Origin of the sequence: Microbacterium sp. NPDC091676 (assembly GCF_044756645.1) — a bacterium.
GTDB classification, from domain to species: domain Bacteria; phylum Actinomycetota; class Actinomycetes; order Actinomycetales; family Microbacteriaceae; genus Microbacterium; species Microbacterium paraoxydans_D.
Genome location: NZ_JBIVTI010000001.1, coordinates 2,011,791 through 2,029,716 on the forward strand (window position 1 = coordinate 2,011,791; position 17,926 = coordinate 2,029,716).

Annotated in this window: 17 protein-coding genes; 5 read left to right on the top strand and 12 right to left on the bottom strand. The window is 71.0% G+C overall.

Annotated features, from left to right (window positions below; all coding sequences use genetic code 11):
* Positions 1 to 43 precede the first annotated feature (43 nt).
* Positions 44 to 571, top strand: a complete 528-nt coding sequence (locus tag ACIQID_RS09795; protein ID WP_400284335.1) for a cytochrome C5 — start codon at positions 44 to 46, stop codon at positions 569 to 571.
* Between the two features lie 88 nt (positions 572 to 659).
* On the opposite strand, the gene ACIQID_RS09800 is transcribed toward ACIQID_RS09795, so the two are convergent.
* From ACIQID_RS09800 to ACIQID_RS09840, 9 genes are all read right to left on the bottom strand, one after another.
* Positions 660 to 2,402 carry a DUF11 domain-containing protein gene (locus ACIQID_RS09800; protein WP_400284338.1) on the bottom strand — a complete coding sequence of 581 codons (1,743 nt, stop codon included), beginning with the start codon at positions 2,400 to 2,402 and terminating at the stop codon, positions 660 to 662.
* Between the two features lie 34 nt (positions 2,403 to 2,436).
* A complete protein-coding gene (locus ACIQID_RS09805) occupies positions 2,437 to 3,108 on the bottom strand; it encodes a hypothetical protein (RefSeq protein ID WP_312674213.1) in 672 nt (223 codons plus the stop codon).
* Positions 3,109 to 3,185: 77 nt separating this feature from the next.
* Positions 3,186 to 3,779, bottom strand: a complete 594-nt coding sequence (locus ACIQID_RS09810) for an exosortase/archaeosortase family protein (RefSeq protein WP_400284341.1) — start codon at positions 3,777 to 3,779, stop codon at positions 3,186 to 3,188.
* On the bottom strand, positions 3,779 to 5,137 hold the full coding sequence (locus tag ACIQID_RS09815) for a glycosyltransferase (RefSeq protein WP_400284344.1): 1,359 nt from the start codon (positions 5,135 to 5,137) through the stop codon (positions 3,779 to 3,781). Before ACIQID_RS09815 ends, ACIQID_RS09810 begins: the two co-directional genes overlap by 1 nt.
* Positions 5,137 to 5,361 (bottom strand): LPXTG cell wall anchor domain-containing protein, encoded by a 225-nt coding sequence (locus tag ACIQID_RS09820; RefSeq protein ID WP_400284347.1) that lies wholly within the window; start codon positions 5,359 to 5,361, stop codon positions 5,137 to 5,139. Before ACIQID_RS09820 ends, ACIQID_RS09815 begins: the two co-directional genes overlap by 1 nt.
* Entirely contained in the window at positions 5,361 to 6,455 is a 1,095-nt protein-coding gene (gene wecB / locus ACIQID_RS09825; RefSeq protein ID WP_400284350.1) for a non-hydrolyzing UDP-N-acetylglucosamine 2-epimerase, read from the bottom strand. The genes ACIQID_RS09820 and wecB overlap by 1 nt, the downstream gene beginning before the upstream one ends.
* Positions 6,456 to 6,565: 110 nt before the next feature.
* The gene (locus tag ACIQID_RS09830; RefSeq protein ID WP_400284353.1) at positions 6,566 to 8,662 is read right to left on the bottom strand and encodes a DUF11 domain-containing protein; all 2,097 of its coding nucleotides are present in this window, start codon (positions 8,660 to 8,662) and stop codon (positions 6,566 to 6,568) included.
* Positions 8,663 to 8,765: 103 nt separating this feature from the next.
* Entirely contained in the window at positions 8,766 to 10,187 is a 1,422-nt protein-coding gene (locus tag ACIQID_RS09835) for a sigma-70 family RNA polymerase sigma factor (protein WP_400284356.1), read from the bottom strand.
* A 117-nt stretch (positions 10,188 to 10,304) separates the two neighbouring features.
* Positions 10,305 to 11,873 carry a DUF5979 domain-containing protein gene (locus ACIQID_RS09840; RefSeq protein WP_400284359.1) on the bottom strand — a complete coding sequence of 523 codons (1,569 nt, stop codon included), beginning with the start codon at positions 11,871 to 11,873 and terminating at the stop codon, positions 10,305 to 10,307.
* Between the two features lie 527 nt (positions 11,874 to 12,400).
* Here ACIQID_RS09840 and ACIQID_RS09845 point away from each other — a divergent pair.
* The 4 genes from ACIQID_RS09845 to ACIQID_RS09860 all read left to right on the top strand — a co-directional run bounded on the left by ACIQID_RS09845 (position 12,401) and on the right by ACIQID_RS09860 (position 16,664).
* Positions 12,401 to 13,138 (top strand): SGNH/GDSL hydrolase family protein, encoded by a 738-nt coding sequence (locus tag ACIQID_RS09845; protein ID WP_312674224.1) that lies wholly within the window; start codon positions 12,401 to 12,403, stop codon positions 13,136 to 13,138.
* 97 nt (positions 13,139 to 13,235) lie between these two features.
* Entirely contained in the window at positions 13,236 to 13,976 is a 741-nt protein-coding gene (locus ACIQID_RS09850) for a Type 1 glutamine amidotransferase-like domain-containing protein (RefSeq protein WP_400284362.1), read from the top strand.
* The gene (locus tag ACIQID_RS09855) at positions 13,973 to 15,328 is read left to right on the top strand and encodes an anaerobic C4-dicarboxylate transporter family protein (RefSeq protein WP_187662909.1); all 1,356 of its coding nucleotides are present in this window, start codon (positions 13,973 to 13,975) and stop codon (positions 15,326 to 15,328) included. Before ACIQID_RS09850 ends, ACIQID_RS09855 begins: the two co-directional genes overlap by 4 nt.
* A 1-nt stretch (position 15,329) precedes the next feature.
* Positions 15,330 to 16,664 (top strand): threonine/serine exporter family protein, encoded by a 1,335-nt coding sequence (locus tag ACIQID_RS09860; RefSeq protein WP_312674229.1) that lies wholly within the window; start codon positions 15,330 to 15,332, stop codon positions 16,662 to 16,664.
* Here the strand turns inward: ACIQID_RS09860 and ACIQID_RS09865 are convergent.
* The 3 genes from ACIQID_RS09865 to ACIQID_RS09875 form a co-directional block, all read right to left on the bottom strand.
* Positions 16,661 to 16,915 (bottom strand): type II toxin-antitoxin system RelE/ParE family toxin, encoded by a 255-nt coding sequence (locus ACIQID_RS09865; protein WP_315638288.1) that lies wholly within the window; start codon positions 16,913 to 16,915, stop codon positions 16,661 to 16,663. The two genes, ACIQID_RS09860 and ACIQID_RS09865, sit on opposite strands and share 4 nt — an antisense overlap.
* Positions 16,912 to 17,175 carry a type II toxin-antitoxin system Phd/YefM family antitoxin gene (locus ACIQID_RS09870; RefSeq protein ID WP_268777520.1) on the bottom strand — a complete coding sequence of 88 codons (264 nt, stop codon included), beginning with the start codon at positions 17,173 to 17,175 and terminating at the stop codon, positions 16,912 to 16,914. The genes ACIQID_RS09865 and ACIQID_RS09870 overlap by 4 nt, the downstream gene beginning before the upstream one ends.
* A 101-nt stretch (positions 17,176 to 17,276) precedes the next feature.
* A complete protein-coding gene (locus ACIQID_RS09875) occupies positions 17,277 to 17,870 on the bottom strand; it encodes a DUF305 domain-containing protein (protein ID WP_400284368.1) in 594 nt (197 codons plus the stop codon).
* Positions 17,871 to 17,926 lie beyond the last annotated feature (56 nt).

Genomic DNA, 17,926 nt, shown 5'->3' on the forward strand with positions numbered 1-17,926 from the left:
AGAACCAGGGGCCACGGCGGGCGAGATGCGCGAGACTGGAAGCATGGCGCTCGATATCCTCCTGTCCCGCATCGTCGAGAGCGGTCTGCTCGAAGACCCCGTCTCCGAGAACGGTCTCGTCTACGGGCGGGCGAGTCTGGATGCGGCCGGCACCGTCGTCAACGTCAACGTCGACCCCGAGCTGGAGGGCGACGAGAGCGCGGAGGACCTGGATCCGGACGAGCTCGTCGCAGCCATCGCGCGCGTGCTCTCGATGAGCGAGAAGCGCTGGCGGGCGATCGTCGAGGAGGTCGCGCTCGACATCGAGGATGCGGTGGAGGACGAGCCCGTCGTCGAGCAGATCGACCTGCGGGACGACCTCGAGGCCACGTCGGTCGTCGTGTTCGCGGATGCCGTGCTGCTCGCGTTCGTCGCCCCCAAGCAGTTCCCGGAGTCGCGCATCCTGGTGCAGCTCGATGAGGAGCTGGAGGTCGACGGCATCGAGGTGCGCGAGCCCGACGGCACCGAGGTCATCGACGTCGACACGCTCGACGAGCTGATGGACCTCATCAGTCGCGCGGACCGCGACTGACCCGCCCACGCGCGAGAACAGGCGAACGCGCGAGCACAGGCCACCTCCAGAAGAGGGGCCTGCACCCGCGCGTCCGCCTGAGTTCCGGCTAGCGCGCGCTGCCGTAGTAGGTGACGTCGGGGAAGGCGAAGCCGTCGCCGTTCCCGTTCCAGACACCGGTGAAGGTGATCACGACCGTCTCACCCGAGGCGAGGGGTCCCTTCCAGTCGATGCTGTCGCCGCTCACGGTGACGGTGCCGCGGTTGGCGGTCACGCTCGACGCGTTCCAGCTGGAGTCGTCGAGGATGCCGGCCAGCGTGTACGCGATCTCCGCGTTCGCCGAGTCGACGTTGCCGTTGTTGCCGAACTCCATCCGGTACGTCACGGCCTGACCCGGCGTCGGGTCGGTCGGGTTCGAGTTGAACGTGTACTGGAAGAACTCGCGCTTGACGGTGTCGGTGTCGGTCGCGCAGACGTTCGCCGCGTTCCCGGCGACCGCGCAGGCCTGGTTGGTCAGCGCCCCGGGAGGAGCCGACTGGTTGACCTTGGCGTTCACCTTCAGCGTGACCGACTGCCCGGGTGCCAGCGTGCCGAGGTTGGCGGTCACGGTGCGCCCGGAGGCACTCACCGTCACTCCCGACGGGCCGCTGCCCGAGACGAAGTCGAGACCGGCCGGGAGCGGGTCGCTGACCACGACGTTCGTGGCTGCGCCGTCTCCGGTGTTCCGCACGACGATGTCGTACGTGAGGTCCTGGCCGAGCTTCACATCACCCTGGCCGTCGTTCTTGCTGATGGTCAGCACCGGCGTCGTCTTCTTGGTGATGGTGGTGTCATCCCAGTCGCACGCCTGGTTCGTGGAGGTTCCCACGGCGCACGCGTTGTTGCGCAGGTTCCCGATCGGCGTCGCATCGCCGACCGTGGCCTTCACGGTGATCGTCGAGGATGCCCCGGGAGCGAGCGACGGGATGGTCCCCTGGACGCGCTGCCCGGTGATCGAGACCGTCCCGGTCGTGCCGGCGGTGTACGCCGCGGTGATCCCGGTGAGCCCAGCCGGCAGGTCGTCGCTGACGACGACGTTGCTCGCCGCACCGGTACCGGTGTTGCGCACGACGATGTCGTACGAGAGCTGGTCGCCGATCACAGCGGTGTCGCGGTGGTCGTTCTTGTCCACCGTGAGCGCGGGCGCCGTGGGCTTGTCCACGTCGATGTCGATGCTGTGCAGGTCGCTCGGCACCTTCGTCCAGGTCGGCACGAGCCCGAGGAACGCGCCCTTCGAGCGCATGCTGAGCTGGAACTCGACCTTCGAGACGGTGCCGTTGACCTGCACCGTTCCGGTCTTGGCGGCGAAGGAGGTCGAGGTGATCGTGTTCGACGTCACATCGAGGTTCCCGCTCACGGTGCTCAGGCTCACCCCGGAGGTCTTCAGCGTGTACTTCGCCGAGGACTGCACGACGCCGCCGATGGAGTAGACGTCACCGCCGAGGTTGCCGAGGGTGATCTTCGGGTTCGTCACCTGCTGGCCGAAGTCGATCACGACGTTCCCGCGAACGCACTCGATGCCGTTCTTGCAGGGGTACCCCTCGTTGAGGCCGATGACGTTCAGGCCCAGTTCCCCGCCGTCGCGGACGGTGGCGAGGTTGACGACATCGCCGGAGCTCTTGATCTGCACCTTGTCGGTGGTGGTGATGCGGGCCGTCGCGCCGGCGGCCGACGCGGTGCGGGTGTCTCCCGATCCGCTCCAGCCGTTGACGTCGGCCGCCGAGGCGGCGGGGGCACCCGCGAGGGCGCCCGCCGCCAGAGCGGTGAGCACCCCCACGGTCAGCGCACCCCGAAGGAAGGATGTCTTCTTCACAGGTCTCTCGTCCTCCGTCTCTGTCCGGCGCCCGTCACCGGGTCGCCGAGGGACGACGGCGCAGCGCGAAAGCGCCCGCGGCTCCGACGGCGATCACACCGGCGCCGGCCAGCCCGACGGCCGGATCCGCCACCGGCACCGGGGGACGCTCGGCGAAGGTGTGGCCGTAGTTGTAGGTGAAGCGGTGGTCGTCGGTGAAGACGCCCCCGGTGTAGAGCACCTTGGCGCTGTTGGTGATCTGCGGACCCCAGTAGTCGGCGTCGACGGTGAACGTCGCCATCGGGGTCACGATGCTGGTGCCGCCGTCGTGCGTGACGTTGAAGGTCCAGACGACGTTCCCGCCGACGAGCTGACCGCCGCTGGTCGCCGACGCGAAGGTCGTGTGCGCGGGCACGGGCAGGATCACCTTGTAGACGCCGTCGATCTGCTCGTCGTTGACGAGCTGCACGATGGCGCCCTCCTTGATCTCCGATCCCGGCGTCACGCCCGTCGCAGCCGTCTGCGTGGCTCGGCCCAGGTAGCCCCGCGTCGAGGCCTGACCGTCGACGTCTTCCGTGCTGCGGACCGAGGAGACCCCGCCGCTCGACGTGGTGCTCGGGGAGTCCGGCTCGTCGGCGGCCATGGCCCCCTGGGCGCCGAGGAGCGAGCCCCCGACGATCAGCAGGCCGACACCGGCGCTGCACGCGGTCTTGAGGATGCTCTTCATGATGAAGCCTCTTTCTTGATGTGGACACGACGAGCAGAGTGCTTCGCCGCGAATGAGACAGAGGGGGCGATGGTCGATTACGCCCGCGGACGACGGGTATACCGGCGCTGCGGGGCACGGACGCCGATGATCAGGAGCATGACGACGAGTCCGACGACGTAGCCGAGCACGCCGACGAGCGACCCCACGAAGACATGGCTCACCTTGTACCCCGGATCGAGACCCCAGGTCTGCGTGGCCCAGCCGATCAGCACGAGCCGCACCAGGTTGACCGCGAAGACGATGCCCCACATCGCCGCGAGCCCACCGAAGAGCCGGCTCCACCGCACGCGGGTGAAGGCGAGGATCACCGCGGCGACCACGGTGAGGGGGAGGCCGATCAGGAGCGCCGTGCACTCGACCGTGATCTGCAGGGCGATCAGGTCTCCGGTCGGGGTCCACACGAGGTAGTGCTCGCCGATCGCTGCGCGCTGGCCCTCGACGAACGGCGAGAGCAGCCATGTCGCGACCACCGCCTCGACCGCGCGGAAGGAGGCGTTGACCGCCAGGAGCGCTCCGCCCGCGGCGAGCATCAGCAGCGCCACGACCACGCGCGCGGCGCGGTTCGGTAGCGATATCCGATCCAGTCGGCGGGCGCGGAGGGCGGGCAGGGTTTCGGTGACGGTGCTCATCAGACCTCCACGGCGACGGATCCGTTGACGACGACGTGGGCCTCCGCGTTGCGGCGCGTCTTGGCCCAGCCGTTCTTGCCCCGGACGATGCGCAGGAACGCCCGCGCGATGCAGATGTACATGTAGTAGACGTAGAGCCACACGCCGAGACCCCACCCCAGTGCCGACAGCCAGCTCGCCTGGGGTTCGCAGCGGATCTTGTACACGAACCCCCAGACCGCGAACGGCGCGACGGAGAACGCGAACAGCAGTCCGAGGACGCCGACGATGTCGCCGAGGGCGACCTGGAAGAGCTCGGGCTCCCGCACCCACCAGCCGATCTGCGCGCTGAAGAGGATGAGGAAGGACAGACCGCCGAGCATCTGGAGGAACGGCAGCACGAGGTAGTACATGGTCTCGATGACGCCGGCGTTGTCGACGTACGGCGACTTCACCACCTCGCGGATGTACTTGACGCACTGGATGTTCCCCTGCGCCCACCGGGTGCGCTGCGTGAGCAGACGACGGATCGAGGGCAGTGCCTCCTGGTTCACATGCGTGTCGTAGACGTGCCGGACCTGGTACCCGGCGAGGACGACGTGGACGCCCAGCTCGTAGTCCTCGAGCAGGGCGCCGTGCCACGGTTCGCCGAACGTGTCGCCGATCGCGTCGAGGACGGAGAGCCGCGTGAACTGTCCGTTGCCGCCCAGCCCCACCGTCCCCGTCTTGGCCCGAAGCGACTGCATCCCGGCGATCGTGGTGCGGAACTCGAGATCCTGCATCCGCAGCAGGAACCGGGCGAACATGTTGGCGAACCGGCCACCGTGCGGGTAGGGCTTCGGGTCGTCCCGGTTCTTCATCCAGACCGCGATCTGCGCCGCCCCCACGCTCTCATCGCCGAAGATGTCGTCGGCCGCGCAGATCTCCAACGCGTTGGGCTCCATCTCGCCGTCCGCGTCGATGACGACGATGACGATCCGGTCGTGGTCGGCATCGGCGGGGAGCCATTCGAGCAGTTGATGGTAGGCGGCGTTGAGCGCGTCGCCCTTGCCCGTCCGCGCCTGGGGCCGGCGCCGCTGGATGAGGTGCACGTGCTCGTCGGCGTCGGCCCATCGGGTGACGATCGCCGCCGTGGCGTCCTCGCTGTCGTCGTCGATCACCCAGACGTGGGCGCCGGGGAAATCCCGTCGCGCCCGGGAGACGGTGATGTCGATCACGGCCTCCTCGTCGCGGCACGGGATGAAGAAGTGCCACTCGAAGTGCGCGGGGTCGCCGGGGACGGTGTGCGGATAGCGGAGGTAGGGGATGAGGATGAAGAGGACGTACGTGACGAAGGCGACCCCCAGCAGCACCGTGAACGCGTTCAGGACCGGGAGCATCAGGGCGTCCTCCCCCGCACGGGGTCCTCTTCCGGGGCCGCGCTCCGACGGATCGGACGACGGAGCGGCGCCGATCGGCGCAGCAGCCGGGTGCGCAGGAGGAGGCCTGCGCCCACGGTCACGGCGATACCCGCCGCCATCACCCAGGTGGTCATCGACTCCGGTCCGGTGACGGCAAGCATGCCGACCGTGGCGAGCGGAGTGGTCAGGGCGTTGCTGTACATCAGGACTCCTCGGGACGCGACGAGACGGTGGCGCGGATGTGCGCCGCGATCCGCGCGGTGGCGTGACCGTCCCCGAAAGGTGACGGCAGAGCGGACAACCGGGCGAGGGTGGGCTCGATCGCGCCGAGCAGGGCGGACGCGGCGGGAGCGAGCTCCTGCGGGGTGACGAGCTCGGTGAAGGACCCCAGGGCCTCGGGCCGCTCCGTCGAATCCCGCACGACGAGGACGGGGCGGCCGATCACGGTGGCCTCCTCCTGGATGCCGCCGGAGTCGGAGACGAGGAGCGCCGCGTGCGCGGCGAGCGCGAGGAACCGCTCGTAGGGGAGCGGCTCCTCGGCGATCAGCGCGTCCAGGAGATGCGTGGCGTCCAGCGCGGTGAGCATCGCCCTCGTGCGGGGGTGCACCGGGAACACGACGGGCCACCCCGATGCCGCGATGGCGTTGAACGCGCGGAGGGTGGCCAGGAGGTTCTCCGGGGTGTCGACGTTCTCCTGGCGGTGCAGCGTGGCGAGCACGTAGCCGGCGGGGGCGAGCCCGAGCTCGGCGAGCACCTCGGCATCGCCGTCGGCCCCCGCGCGCTGCGCACGCACCGCCTCCACCACCGGGTTGCCGGTGACGAGGATGCGCTCGTCGTCGATGCCCTCGGCGAGGAGGTTGGCGCGGTTCGCCTCGGTCGCCGCGAACAGGTCGTCGGCGATGTGGTCGACCATCACCCTGTTGTGCTCCTCGGGCATCCGGCGGTCGTTCGCCCGCAGCCCCGCCTCGACGTGCCCGAGGCGCACCCCCGCGGCGTTCGCGGCGAGGGCGGCCGCGAACGTCGCGTTCGTGTCTCCCTGGACCACGACGTACCGCGGCTCGAAGCGGGTGATGGCCTCGGCGATCTGCTCGGCGGCGCGCCCGATCTGGGCGGCTCGCGGGAGGCCTCCGACGTGCAGCTGGAGGTCGACGCGCTCGATCCCGCAGGACCGCAGGAACACCCGCGACATCCCCGGGTCGTAGTGCTGACCGGTGTGGACGACGAACGCGGCGTCGCCCAGTTCGCGGACGAGGGGGGCGAGCTTGATGATCTCGGGACGGGTCCCGAAGACGATCATGACGGAGCCTTTCGGCAGCGGAACAGACGGAGTGGACGGTGTGGAGTGCACTTCTGGGTACCTCGATCAGCCCCCGGAGGGAGGTCCCCCGTGGCTGACGCGATCAGTTGTTATCGGTGGGTCGCGCGGCGCGCGGCGACGACGAGGAGCAGAGCCCCACCCGCCAGCAGCGCGATCGCGGGGAGGAGGGAGAGCGGCGTGCCGCCGGTCTGAGCGAGACCCGCGGCGGCCGGAGCACGGACGACGGTCGCCGCGCACGACCACTGCCCGTCGTCCGCGCAGGCGTGCGTCGCCGTCAGCGGAGGCAGCGCGGGAAGGCCGGAGAGGTCATCCGGGACGGCGATCCCGGCCTGGACCGCGGCCGCGCGGAGACCGGCGATCATGGACTCGTCGTAGGCGACGGTGGCGCGATTGACGACGGTGCCGTCCGCGTCGCGCGGCAGCTGCGCACGGAGGGTCATCGTCGCCGATTCCCCGGGGCCGAGCTCCGGCACCACCCAGCCCACGCGGTCCTGCACGGCGACCCCGCCCGTCGACGCGGCGATGAACCGCGCGCCGTCCGGGAGATCGTCGACGACCGGGATCTGCGTCGCGGTGCCGGGTCCGACGTTCGACACGGTGATCGTGTAGTCCAGGATGGAGCCGGCGACCGCCGTGGACTGGGCCACGGTCTTGTCGATCTCCAGCGAGGCGAGCGCGGCCACCGCGGTGAGGGCGCACGCCTGCTGCGGGTCGTCAGGACACGGGGTGGTCACCGTCGGCGCCGGGGTTCCGGCAGGCGCATCCGCAGGGTTCTGCACGGTGGCGCGGTTGAGGAGCTGCGCCTCGTCCAGCCCTCCCGGTGTGGTTCCGGTCACGTGCAGCGCGACCTCACCCCCGGCGGGCACCTCGGGGAGCGTCCAGCGCACGGCGCCGTCGGCGACCACACCGCCCTGATCGGCGGAGACCGCGGTCAGGGCCGGCGGCAGGAGGTCGGTCACCGGGACGTCGGTCGCCGGACCCGTGCCGGCGTTGGCGACGACGAGGGTGTACGACAGCACCTCGTCGTGACCGGCGACCTGCTTGTCGACCGTCTTCGCGAGCGACAACGCCGGCAGGGCGGCGACCGTCGTGGCGGCGCACGCGGCACCCGCGTCGTCCGCACACGGCGTCGCGGACGTGGGTGCGGGCGTCTCGGCGGGGACGCCGGCGGGATTCTGCACCGTGGCGCGATTGACGAGCGTGCTGCCCGCACCCGCGCGATCGACCGTCCCGAGGACGTGCAGGGTGCTCGTGCCGCCGGCGGGGAGGTCGTCGATCGTCCACGTGACCGTGCCGCCCGCGACGACGCCGCCCTGATCGGCCGTCACGTCACGCAGCCCGGCGGGCAGGGCGTCGGTCACGGGCACCTGCCGGGCGTCCGCCTCGCCGGTGTTCCGGACGGTGATGGTGTAGTCGAGGGCGTCGCCGGGCGCGGCTGCCGCCTTGTCGACGACCTTCGCGATCGAGAGACCGGCGAGCTTCGGGTCCGGTGTGGCGGTCGCCGTGATCCCGAGGGCGTAGCCGTCGATCGCCGCCGTCTGCGCGCCACCGAGGGCGAAGCGGGCGACGTCGAAGACGATGCGCGTGATCTTGCTGCCAGGGACGGTGAAGCTCCCGCAGCCGCCGGGGCGCGAGGCCGCGGTGCAGGAGATGCGGAGGTCGCCGCGGACGTACCCGTCGCCGCCCTCCACGAAGGTCGCGCCGTCGGAGACGACCGCGCGGGTGGCGCCGCCGTCGGCGGAGGCGAAGCGCATGCCGTCCGCGATGGAGATCCCGCCGAGCCCGGTACCGCCGGTCCCGGCGCCGAACTCGGCGATGTGGATGGCGGGATCGTCGACGGGGCGGTCGAACGAGATCGTGAGCTGTCCCTCGCCGCACCGCGACGCCGTGGCGCAGTTCGCCTTCGAGTGCACGTCGAGCGTCGCGAGGTCCTTCGCCGAGACGCCGGGGGCGTACATCGCGTCGGTGCCGCTCCATGAGCTCAGCGTCTTCCCCTCGCCGCCGAAGATGCGGGAGCCTCCCGACAGCGTGGCGGTGGCGATCGTGCCGTCCGGCAGGGTGAACCTGCCGGTGTTCGCGTCGACGATGGTCGCCGCCCCCGTGGCGGCGGTGGCGGGAGCGGCGGCGGCGACGGCCCCGAGGGCGAGCAGCAATCCGAGCACGAAGGCGCCCGATCGTTTCCTCATGGCGATGTGGTTCCAATCTCGATCTCTTCATCCGCCGGTTTCCGGAGAGGGCGGACTCCTACAGGACAGCGATGCGCAGGGGTGATTACGCGCGGTCACGAAATCAATCCACGATGATCACCTCGGCCGTCGCCGCCCCGGAGATCCCGGCGACGTTGGACTGCGCGAAGCTCAGGGTCACCGCGGTCCCCGCGGGGACCGGGTACGCGTCGACCTGGAAGCTCGCGTGCCACCGCTCGTCCGCCGCGCACGTCCCGGCCGCCAGGGTCGCGCCGTACGCGGACACGGTCAGGTCGGCACCCACCTCGCACGCCACGGTGACCGAGAGCAGTTCCGTGCGCGCGACCTGGCCGGGCACGGCGATGAGGACCGGCGGGCTCGGCACGGTCGCCTCGGGGGCCGGGTCCGGTGCCGGTTCCGCCGGGGGCGCCGCCGGCGCCGGCGGTTCGGATTCGGCTGGAGGCGGCGCGGTCTCGACGGGGGTCGCCTCCGGGGCGGGGGCCGCCGAGGGCGATGCCGTCGGGGTCGGCACGGTCCACGTCACGATCTGGCTGGCGGCCGGGGCGGCGACCACCGCGGTGCCCCCCACCACCGTGGCGGCGACGGTCGCGGCGAGGGTGGTCGCGGCGACCGCGGTCACGATGGCGACGGTGGCCTTCGCTGCGGCGATCCCCGCGACCGGAGCGGCGATCGCCGGGGGCAGCGGCGCGGCGCTGGCGGAGAGTCCCGCCGAGGTCAGCGACTGCCAGATCTGCGCGCCCGCCCCCACGGCGATACCCGCGGGGAACAGGACCGACAGCATGCGCGAACTGGCATGCCGCGCCTCCTCGGCCTTCGCGCGGCAGTCAGCGCACTCGTCGAGGTGGGCGTGCACGCGGGCGGTGTCCCGCGGCGTGAGCCGCTGACGGGCATGCGCCCCCAGCTTCCCCATCGTCCACTGGCACTCCCGCGACGCCGGCGGACGGGCGGCGACATGCGCCGTGATCCAGGCCTGCCGGAGCCCCTCTCTGGCGCGGAACGCGAGGACTGCGGCCGCGCGCTCGCTGATGTCGAGGCGCTTGCCGATCTCGTGCATGGAGAGGTGCTCGACCTCGCCGAACCACAGCACGTCCTGCCAGCGCTCCGGCAGGGCCAGGATGGCCTGGGAGACGAGGGACGCGTCGAAATCGGCATCCGCCGCGGCATCCGTGCTGTTCGGGTCCTCCACCGCCTCGATGTACTCGATGGGCACCTCGCGACGGGCGCGGCCCCAGCTGATGGCGAGGTTGCGCATCGTGGCGAACAGGTACGGCTTGAACGCGGCCGTCGGCCCCTTCCCGGCCTGGATCGCCTGATAGATGCGGGTGAAGGACTCCGCGACGAGATCGTCCGCATCGGCCGACCACCAGTAGCTGCGGGCCACGGCCGCGGCGGCGGGGGCGTATCGCTCCCAGAGCTCCGCATAGGCCTGATCGTCGCCTCCCCGGACGCGGCCCAGCAGGTCGGCGTCCCTCTCCCTCTCGTCGTCTCTGCGTTCGTCGCTCATGGTGTTCCCTTCCCCCAGGGCATCTGTCGGCGAGGTGACGGACCTCGCCCGTGCGTTGTCACGCCGACGCGGGGCGCGGCCGACAGACGTCGGCAGCACCCCGCCCGGCGCGTGCGATCAGCGGTTCTCCCGGCGAGCGCGTCGCGCGGCCGCCAGCACACCTCCCATCCCCAGCAGCAGCACCCCGGCGAGTGCTCCTGCGGTCGCGATCTCCCCGCCGGTCGAGGCGAGCGAATGTCCCGGAGTTCCCGGCGTCGACGGCGTCACGGGTGTGCCCGGCGTCGGCGGCGTGGACGGCACCCCCGGCGTCGGCGGCGTGGACGGCACCGGCGGGGGCACGACGGACACCGGGTTCTGCACGCTCACGACGACGGTCTCGTCGCTCACCGTGAACCGCTCCGGGCTGATCACGGGCGTGCCCCAGGTGGTCCCGGCCACGGGCTCCGGCGCGCGTTCCCGGGCGGTGACCTCCGCGCCGACCGGCAGCTTCGGGCTCGAGACCGGAGATCCCGCCTCCAGCGTGAGCACTCCCGAGCCCGCCGGGAAGCCCGGGCCGGCCGGGTACGTGTACTCCAGCACGTAGCGGGTCGTCGCAGGCACCCGTCCGATCGCGGCCTCCGGGCCGATGAGGGTCTTCAGCGCCGAGAAGCTGCCGACGCGCGTGCCGTTCCCCGTCCCCGAACCGCCGTACCGGGTGACCGTCGACGTGACCGTCGACGAGGTCTCCGTGCCGACGCGGATCTCGGCGGCGTTGCGGTAGGTGCCGGCCGCCCCGTCGTCCGTCACCCGCGAGAGGTAGTGCACGTTGTAGAAGGCCCCCTCCCGGGCGGTGAAGGTGACCGTGGCGCCGTCCGCGGAGACGGTGTAGTCGGCCGCGGGGACCTCCGTGATCGGCCCCGGGACGACCAGCCCGCTGGCGAGCGTCTGCAGACCGGTGGCCACCCAGAGCGACGGGTAGCGCGCGCCGGAGGCGGATTCGCGCAGGAGCTCCTGATCGGGACCGATGACGTCGGTGACGACCACCTCCTGACCCGCCGCCATGCCCTTCGCCCCGGCGCCGACGGCGACGTCCCACGCGATGGTGTCGGAGCCGTTCTGGTACTCCCCGCTCTTGAAGTCGGTCCGTCCGCGGAAGTCGCAGTCGGTCGTGCAGAGGAAGGGGTCCGGCTTCACGTCGACCGAGGCCGTGACGTCGCCGAAGTCGTAGGTGACCGTGGTGGTCTCCGTCACCTCGGTGGTCACGGTCGCCCAGAACGAGAAGCCCCCGGAGAGACCGACGGGGTGCCCCTGCACGTAGGCGGTGTCGATGTCGCAGACGAGCTGGGTGGCGGTCGTCACACAGCGCCCCGCCTCCTCGCCCTCGGCGTCGAGCAGCGGGAAGGTGTCCGGCAGCCCGCGCAGACCCTCGGGGAGTTCGACGACGAACCCGGCGGGCGCCACGGGGTTGTCCGGCAGGGACCAGGTGCCGGTGAGTTCGGCCTTCGTACCGCTCGCGACGGCCTGCTCCGTGAAGGCGAGCGACGACACCGTCGCGCTGGTCGTGTAGGGCGGTGCCGCGGTCGCGGCGAAAGGGGCGAGCAGGGCCCCGGCGAGTCCGCCGACGATCACGGCGACGGCGGCGACGCGGCGGGCGACGCGGCTCCTCCGTCCCGAGCGGAGTCGGACGGGTGGCGAATGGGTCAGCATGTGTTCCTCCGGTGACAGCCGCGCACACGCGACGTGGCACGGTCGAAGATGAGACACGGCGGGGCCCGACGTACTACGCGGGCACCGCAGGATTGCGGAACCCGACGACGCGCACCGCGCGCGGTTCCACGCCGTGCGGCGTCGCATCCTCTGCTCGCGGCGCAGCCGCGGAGCTCTCCCCCGGCCTGCAAGGTTCCCCTCCCTCGAACAGGCCGCCCACGACGGTACTCCCCGCGCGGCCCATCACACGCCTCAGCGGCCACGTGTATATCGGCGTTCCGGAATGGGTCCGCTGAGCGCGGACGACGACACGGGAGGTGCGGCGGGCCGGGGGAGCAGCCCGCCGCACGAGGGACTCGATTTCTCCACGCCATCGAGTTGGGGATCCGACGACGTCCTGGACCACGGATCGCCGTCCGCGCTCGCGCGTCCAGCCGCGCCCCTCGGGAACAGGACGGGAACCGCCCTCGCGCATTACGCGGCCCTCCCGCGGGAGTGCGGTCGCGCCGACGGATATGCTCTGAGGCGTGCCGATCGCCCCCTCCGCCTCCCCCGCCACCGCCTCCGACGACCTGGGCCGCCTCGCCGCCGCCCTCCGCGACCCCGCGCCGCTGAACTGGGTCATCACCGGCGACTCGATCACCCACGGCCTGGTGCACACCCAGGGCGGGCGCAGCTACCCGGAGCACCTCCACGAGCTGATCAGGGGCGAGCTCGAGCGCGTCAGGGACATCGTCCTCAACACCGCGATCAGCGGCAACCGGATCGTCGACATCCTCGACGACTGGGAGCGTCGGGTCGCGGGCTGGCGGCCGGATGTCGTCACCCTCATGGTCGGCACCAACGACGCCTCCGACGGCGGACCGCGACCGGTCATCTCGCCGGACGACTACGCCGCCTCCCTGCACGACTTCGTGCGCCGGGTGCGCGAGCTCGGCGCCATCCCGGTGCTCCAGACGCCGCCCGCCATCGACGTCCGCAACGCGCCGGAGCGGGCGCGGATCGCCGACTTCGCCGAGGCCGTCCGTGGAGTCGCGTCCGCCGAGGACGTGATCCTCGTCGACCAGCACGCCCACTTCGCGGAGCTGGGCGGCGGCGGCGTGCCGTGGGGCCTCATGAACGACCCGTTCCACCCCAGTGCGGTCGGACACGCCGCCCTCGCTCTGGAGCTCGCCCGCGTGCTCGGCATCGCGCCGGAGGGTCCGCGCGCCCGCACGGCCGCCCTCCTGGAAGGCATGGTCGGCACGGCCCGCATCGTCGGCTGACGCGCCCGGATTCACCCGGCCGGGGTGACCGCTCTGGACGGCGGTCACGACGCGACGCTAGGTTGAGCCCATTCACACTCGACAGTGAGGTGGGGGCATGTCGCACGTCGTCGCAACAGGGGCCGGCAAGGCCATGATGGAACGTCGGAACGATCCGACGCACGAGTACATCCTGAAGCTCACCGGCAAGGAGCGGCCCCGGGTCCTCTTCGTCGGCACCGCGACCGGCGACGACACCGCCTACATCGTGAGCTTCTACTCGACGTATGACGCGGACCGCTGCGCTCCGCACCACCTGCCCCTCTTCCATCGAGCGGTCGACGACCTCGCCGGCTTCGTGAAGGGCTTCGACGTCATCCACGTCGGCGGCGGGAACACCGCGAACATGCTCGACGTCTGGAAGCGTCAGGGCCTCGACGAGATCATGCGCGAGATGTGGGAGGACCCCTCCTCGAACGTCGTGTTCACGGGAGGCAGTGCGGGCGGCATCTGCTGGTTCGAGGGCGGCACGACCGACAGCTACGGCCCGACGCTGCAGGTGCTCCCCGAGGGCCTCGGGTTCCTGCACGGCAGCTTCTGTCCGCACTACGACGCCGAGGACCAGCGCCGGCCGCTCTTCCACGCCTCGCTCCTCAGCGGCGAGCTGTCGACCGGGTACGCGGTGGGCAATCTGCAGTCGCTCCACTTCGAGAACGGCGAGTTCGTCACCGCGGTCAGCCCGGTCGAGAACGCGCTGGCGCTGAAGGTCGAGGCGGTCGACGGGAAGATCGTCGAGACCGAGCTGCCGGTGCAGGTCCTCACCGGATCCGCGCCGATCCTGAAGGGGCCGTCGTCGTGAACGACAGCGTCTGGATCCTCGTCGCGGAGCTCATCGTCGTCGTCCTGGCGATCTTCATGGGCACCCGCACGAGCGGGATCGGCCTGGGCGTGTGGGGCCTCGTCGGCGTCGCGGTGCTCGTGTTCGTGTTCGGGGAGGCCCCGGGCAACGCCCCGGTCGACGCCGTGTTCATCGTCATCACGGTCATCACCGCCGCCTCGACCATGCAGGCCGCTGGCGGCATCGACTGGATGGTGTCGGTGGCGGCGAAGGTCATCCGCAAACGGCCGAAGTCCGTCGTCTTCCTCGCGCCGGCGATGTCGTTCCTCTTCACGGTCGGCGCGGGCACCGGCAACATCTTCTACCCGCTGCTGCCGGTGATCTACGACGTCTCCTATCAGCAGAAGATCCGGCCGGAGCGGGCGCTGTCGGTCTCGGCCGTCGCCTCGCAGGTCGGCATCCTCTGCTCGCCGGTCTCCGCGGCCACCGCATCGATGGTCGTGTTGCTGGCCCCGCAGGGCGTCGACCTCGGCGGTCTGCTCCTCATCATGTGGCCGGCGTCCATCGCCGGTCTGCTCGTGGCCGCGCTGGTCATGATGCGTCACGGCAAGGACCTCGAGGACGACCCGGAGTACCAGAAGCGCCTGGCGGAGGGACAGATCAAGCCGCCCACCGTCGATGCGCACGAGAACAAGCTCCCCCCGACCGCCGTGCTCTCGGCCTCGCTGTTCCTCGCCGGCGTCGCGGTGATCGTGTTCTTCGGCCTGTTCGAGAACCTCCGTCCGGTCATCGGCACCGACGACGACGGCGATCCGCTGCGCCTGAGCGTCACCGTGATCATCGAGGTCGTCATGGGCATCATCGCCGCGCTGATCTTCGTGTTCTGCAAGGTGAAGGCCGCGGACGTGCCCAAGCAGTCCACCTTCCCGGCCGGCATCGTCGGTGCCATCGCCCTGTTCGGCATCGCCTGGCTCGCCAACACGTTCGTCGCCGCGAACCAGACCCTCATCGTCGACGGGCTGGGCTCGGTCGTCTCCGGCTCCTCCGCCTTCCTCGGGGCCCTGCTGTTCGCACTGGCGCTCTTCGCGGTCGCCATGCTCACGACCAGCCAATCGAGCGCCACGAACGCGATCGTCCCGATCGGCATCACGATCGGTCTGCCCGCCTCCCTGCTGGTGGGGCTGTGGCCGGCGGCGATGGGCATCTACACGCTGCCCGCCAACGGCAGCCAGGTGGCGACCGTCGCGTTCGACCAGACCGGGACGACGAAGATGGGCAAGTTCGTCATCGACCACTCGTTCCAGCTGCCGAACCTCGTCTACGTCGGGACGGCCATCGTCGTCGGGGTGGCGCTGTCGTTCCTGTTCACCTGACATGACCGACGTCGTCGACCGGTCGGCGCTGCGGCAGTTCCTGCTGGGGCTGGCTCAGGGCATGAACGCGTCGGCGGAGTCCGTCGACCGCATCCGGGACACGATCGCCGAGGTCGCCACGGCGTCGGGCGGCGACGGCGCCGACTTCGTCGTCCTGCCGACCATCATCATCGTGGAGACGGGGGACGCGGAGGAGCAGCGGGTCGCGTTCCGCTCGGCCACGAACGCCTCGTTCCGCTTCGACCAGATCGCCGCGCTGTACGACCTCATCGCACAGGCGAAGACCGGCGAGGTCGACCCGCTCGACGGCATCCGGCGGCTCAACGAGATCGGCGCGATGCGTCCGCGCCTCGGCTGGTTCACCCGGACGCTCGGCCACGCCATCCTCACGACCGGCCTGGCCCTCCTGCTCGCACCGACCTGGCAGGGGGCCCTCGTCGCCTTCGTGCTGGGATTCGGGATCGGCCTGCTCAAGCTCGTGCGCTCCCCCACCCTGCAGCTCGTGATGCCCATCGCCGCGGCCTTCGTGTGCGCGGCCGCGGTGTTCCTCCTCGCGGAGGTCATCGAGATCGGCGACCCGATCCGGCTGCTGATCGCCCCGCTGGTCACCTTCCTCCCCGGCGGCGTGCTCACCACGGCGACGGTCGAGCTCGCAGCGGGACAGATGATCTCCGGCGCGTCCCGCCTCATCTACGGGTTCGTGCAGCTCGCGCTCCTCGCCTTCGGCATCCTCGCCGCGGGCGCCGTGGTGGGCGTCTCGAGCGATTCGTACGAGGCTCTCGACGCCTCCTCGTCGTATCTGCCCTGGTGGGTGCCGCTGTTGGGCATCCTCGTGTTCGCACTCGGCAACTACCTGCACTTCTCCTCCCCGCCGTCCACGTTCGGGTGGGTGCTGCTCGCCCTGGTCGTCGCGTACCTCGGCCAGTGGGCGGGGACGGAGTTCATCGATCCGGCGGTCGGCGGGTTCGTCGGTGCAGTCGCCGTCACGCCGGTCGTGTTCTGGATCGCCGGGCTGCGTCACGGAGCCCCGTCGCAGCTCACGTTCCTCCCGGCCTTCTGGCTGCTGGTGCCCGGAGCCGCCGGCCTGGTGGGCCTCACCGAGGCCGTGGCGACCGACAACGGCCTCGCCGACTTCACCGCGGCCCTCGTCTCCGTCATGTCGATCGCGCTCGGAGTGCTCATCGGCACGGCGCTCTACCGCGTCGTGCACCATGGCGCGGAGGAGTTCGTCGAGTTCGCCGTCGCCCCACCTCCCACCGAGGACGAAGAGCCGGCGCCGACGCTCTGGCACCGTCTGTCCGCTCCGCTGCGCCGCCTGCGGCGCCGCGATCGCTAGCGGTAGACCTCGCGACGGTGGCCGGCGTGCACGACGACGACCGTCAGGATCCCATCCTCGATCCGGTAGAGCACCCGGTAGTCCCCCGTCCGCACCCGCCACTCCGGTCGGCCGGTGAGCTTGCGTGCCGCGGGGGGCCGTGGGTCTTCGGAGAGGAGCTCGATGACGGCCTGGATACGTCGCCTCGCCTCGGGAGGGAGCTTGCGGATCGCCCGCACGGCGACAGGCAGGACCTGGACGTCGTAGGTCACGGCACGAGCCCGAGGTCCCGCTTCACCTCCTCCCACGGGATCGGCGTCTCGGCGAGTCGCGCGGTCTCCTCCCAGGCGGCATCGACCGCGCGGATGTCGGCCAGCTCCTCCGCGTCTTCGAGGAGTCGCTCCAGCAGGCTGGCATCGACGACAGCCGCCACCGGGAGGTTTCGTCGGGTGAGGTAGACGGGCTCCTTGCGCGCCTCGTCGATGATGGACGCCAGCCGCCCCCGGGCTTCCGTGATCGCGATCTCGCTCATGAGTCCATAGTAGTGCGAAACGTACAGAACAGCGCGGAAAGGACAGGTCACAGAAGGGCGACGGGCCCCGCGCCGCGGAGGCGACGCGGGGCCCGTGCGGGTCAGAGCGTGGCGAGGATCTCCTTCATCTCCGCGATCTCGGCGGTCTGCGCATCGACGACGTCCTGTGCGAGGGCGACCGCGTCCGCATTCTCACCGTCCGCGACCTCCGCCTCGGCCATCTCGACCGCGCCCTCGTGGTGCGCGATCATCTGCTCCAGGAACAGCCGGGACACCTCCGGGCCCGCGGCGGCCTCCAGCGCGGCGAGGTCGTCGTCGCTCATCATGCCGTCGCCGTGGTCCATCTCGGCCGGGTCACCCGCCTCGGCCCCCCAGTCGTCGAGCCAGCCCTGCATCTTCTCGATCTCCGGGCCCTGAGCGGCCTTGATACGTTCCGCGAGGTCGGCGACCCGGGGGTCGACGTCGTCCTTCGCGAGCACGATGTCGGACATCTCGACGGCCTGCTCGTGGTGGACGATCATCATGGATGCGAACATCGCGTCGGCCTCGTTCGCTCCGGTCAGCGGGGCGTCCGAGGGGGAGTGCCCCATGCCGGAATGGTCGGCCGGCCCGGCAGGTGCGGTCGAGGCGCACCCGGCGAGGGCGAGGGTTCCGGCCAGCACGAGGGCAGCGGCGGCAGTGGTTCGATTCGTCATTTCTCTCTCATCTGTGTCTGTCGGAAGGGCGTCCGCGGACGCGGCGCCCGGGCGCA

Excerpts from the sequence above, each read along its gene's own strand:
- ACIQID_RS09840 (WP_400284359.1), bottom strand. The coding sequence starts at position 11,873 with ATGCTGACCCATTCGCCACCCGTCCGACTCCGCTCGGGACGGAGGAGC.
- ACIQID_RS09860 (WP_312674229.1), top strand. The coding sequence starts at position 15,330 with ATGACCGACGTCGTCGACCGGTCGGCGCTGCGGCAGTTCCTGCTGGGG.
- wecB (WP_400284350.1), bottom strand. The coding sequence starts at position 6,455 with ATGATCGTCTTCGGGACCCGTCCCGAGATCATCAAGCTCGCCCCCCTC.
- ACIQID_RS09810 (WP_400284341.1), bottom strand. The coding sequence starts at position 3,779 with ATGAGCACCGTCACCGAAACCCTGCCCGCCCTCCGCGCCCGCCGACTG.
- ACIQID_RS09815 (WP_400284344.1), bottom strand. The coding sequence starts at position 5,137 with ATGCTCCCGGTCCTGAACGCGTTCACGGTGCTGCTGGGGGTCGCCTTC.
- ACIQID_RS09830 (WP_400284353.1), bottom strand. The coding sequence starts at position 8,662 with ATGAGGAAACGATCGGGCGCCTTCGTGCTCGGATTGCTGCTCGCCCTC.
- ACIQID_RS09805 (WP_312674213.1), bottom strand. The coding sequence starts at position 3,108 with ATGAAGAGCATCCTCAAGACCGCGTGCAGCGCCGGTGTCGGCCTGCTG.
- ACIQID_RS09850 (WP_400284362.1), top strand. The coding sequence starts at position 13,236 with ATGTCGCACGTCGTCGCAACAGGGGCCGGCAAGGCCATGATGGAACGT.
- ACIQID_RS09835 (WP_400284356.1), bottom strand. The coding sequence starts at position 10,187 with ATGAGCGACGAACGCAGAGACGACGAGAGGGAGAGGGACGCCGACCTG.
- ACIQID_RS09795 (WP_400284335.1), top strand. The coding sequence starts at position 44 with ATGGCGCTCGATATCCTCCTGTCCCGCATCGTCGAGAGCGGTCTGCTC.
- ACIQID_RS09875 (WP_400284368.1), bottom strand. The coding sequence starts at position 17,870 with ATGACGAATCGAACCACTGCCGCCGCTGCCCTCGTGCTGGCCGGAACC.
- ACIQID_RS09870 (WP_268777520.1), bottom strand. The coding sequence starts at position 17,175 with ATGAGCGAGATCGCGATCACGGAAGCCCGGGGGCGGCTGGCGTCCATC.
- ACIQID_RS09820 (WP_400284347.1), bottom strand. The coding sequence starts at position 5,361 with ATGTACAGCAACGCCCTGACCACTCCGCTCGCCACGGTCGGCATGCTT.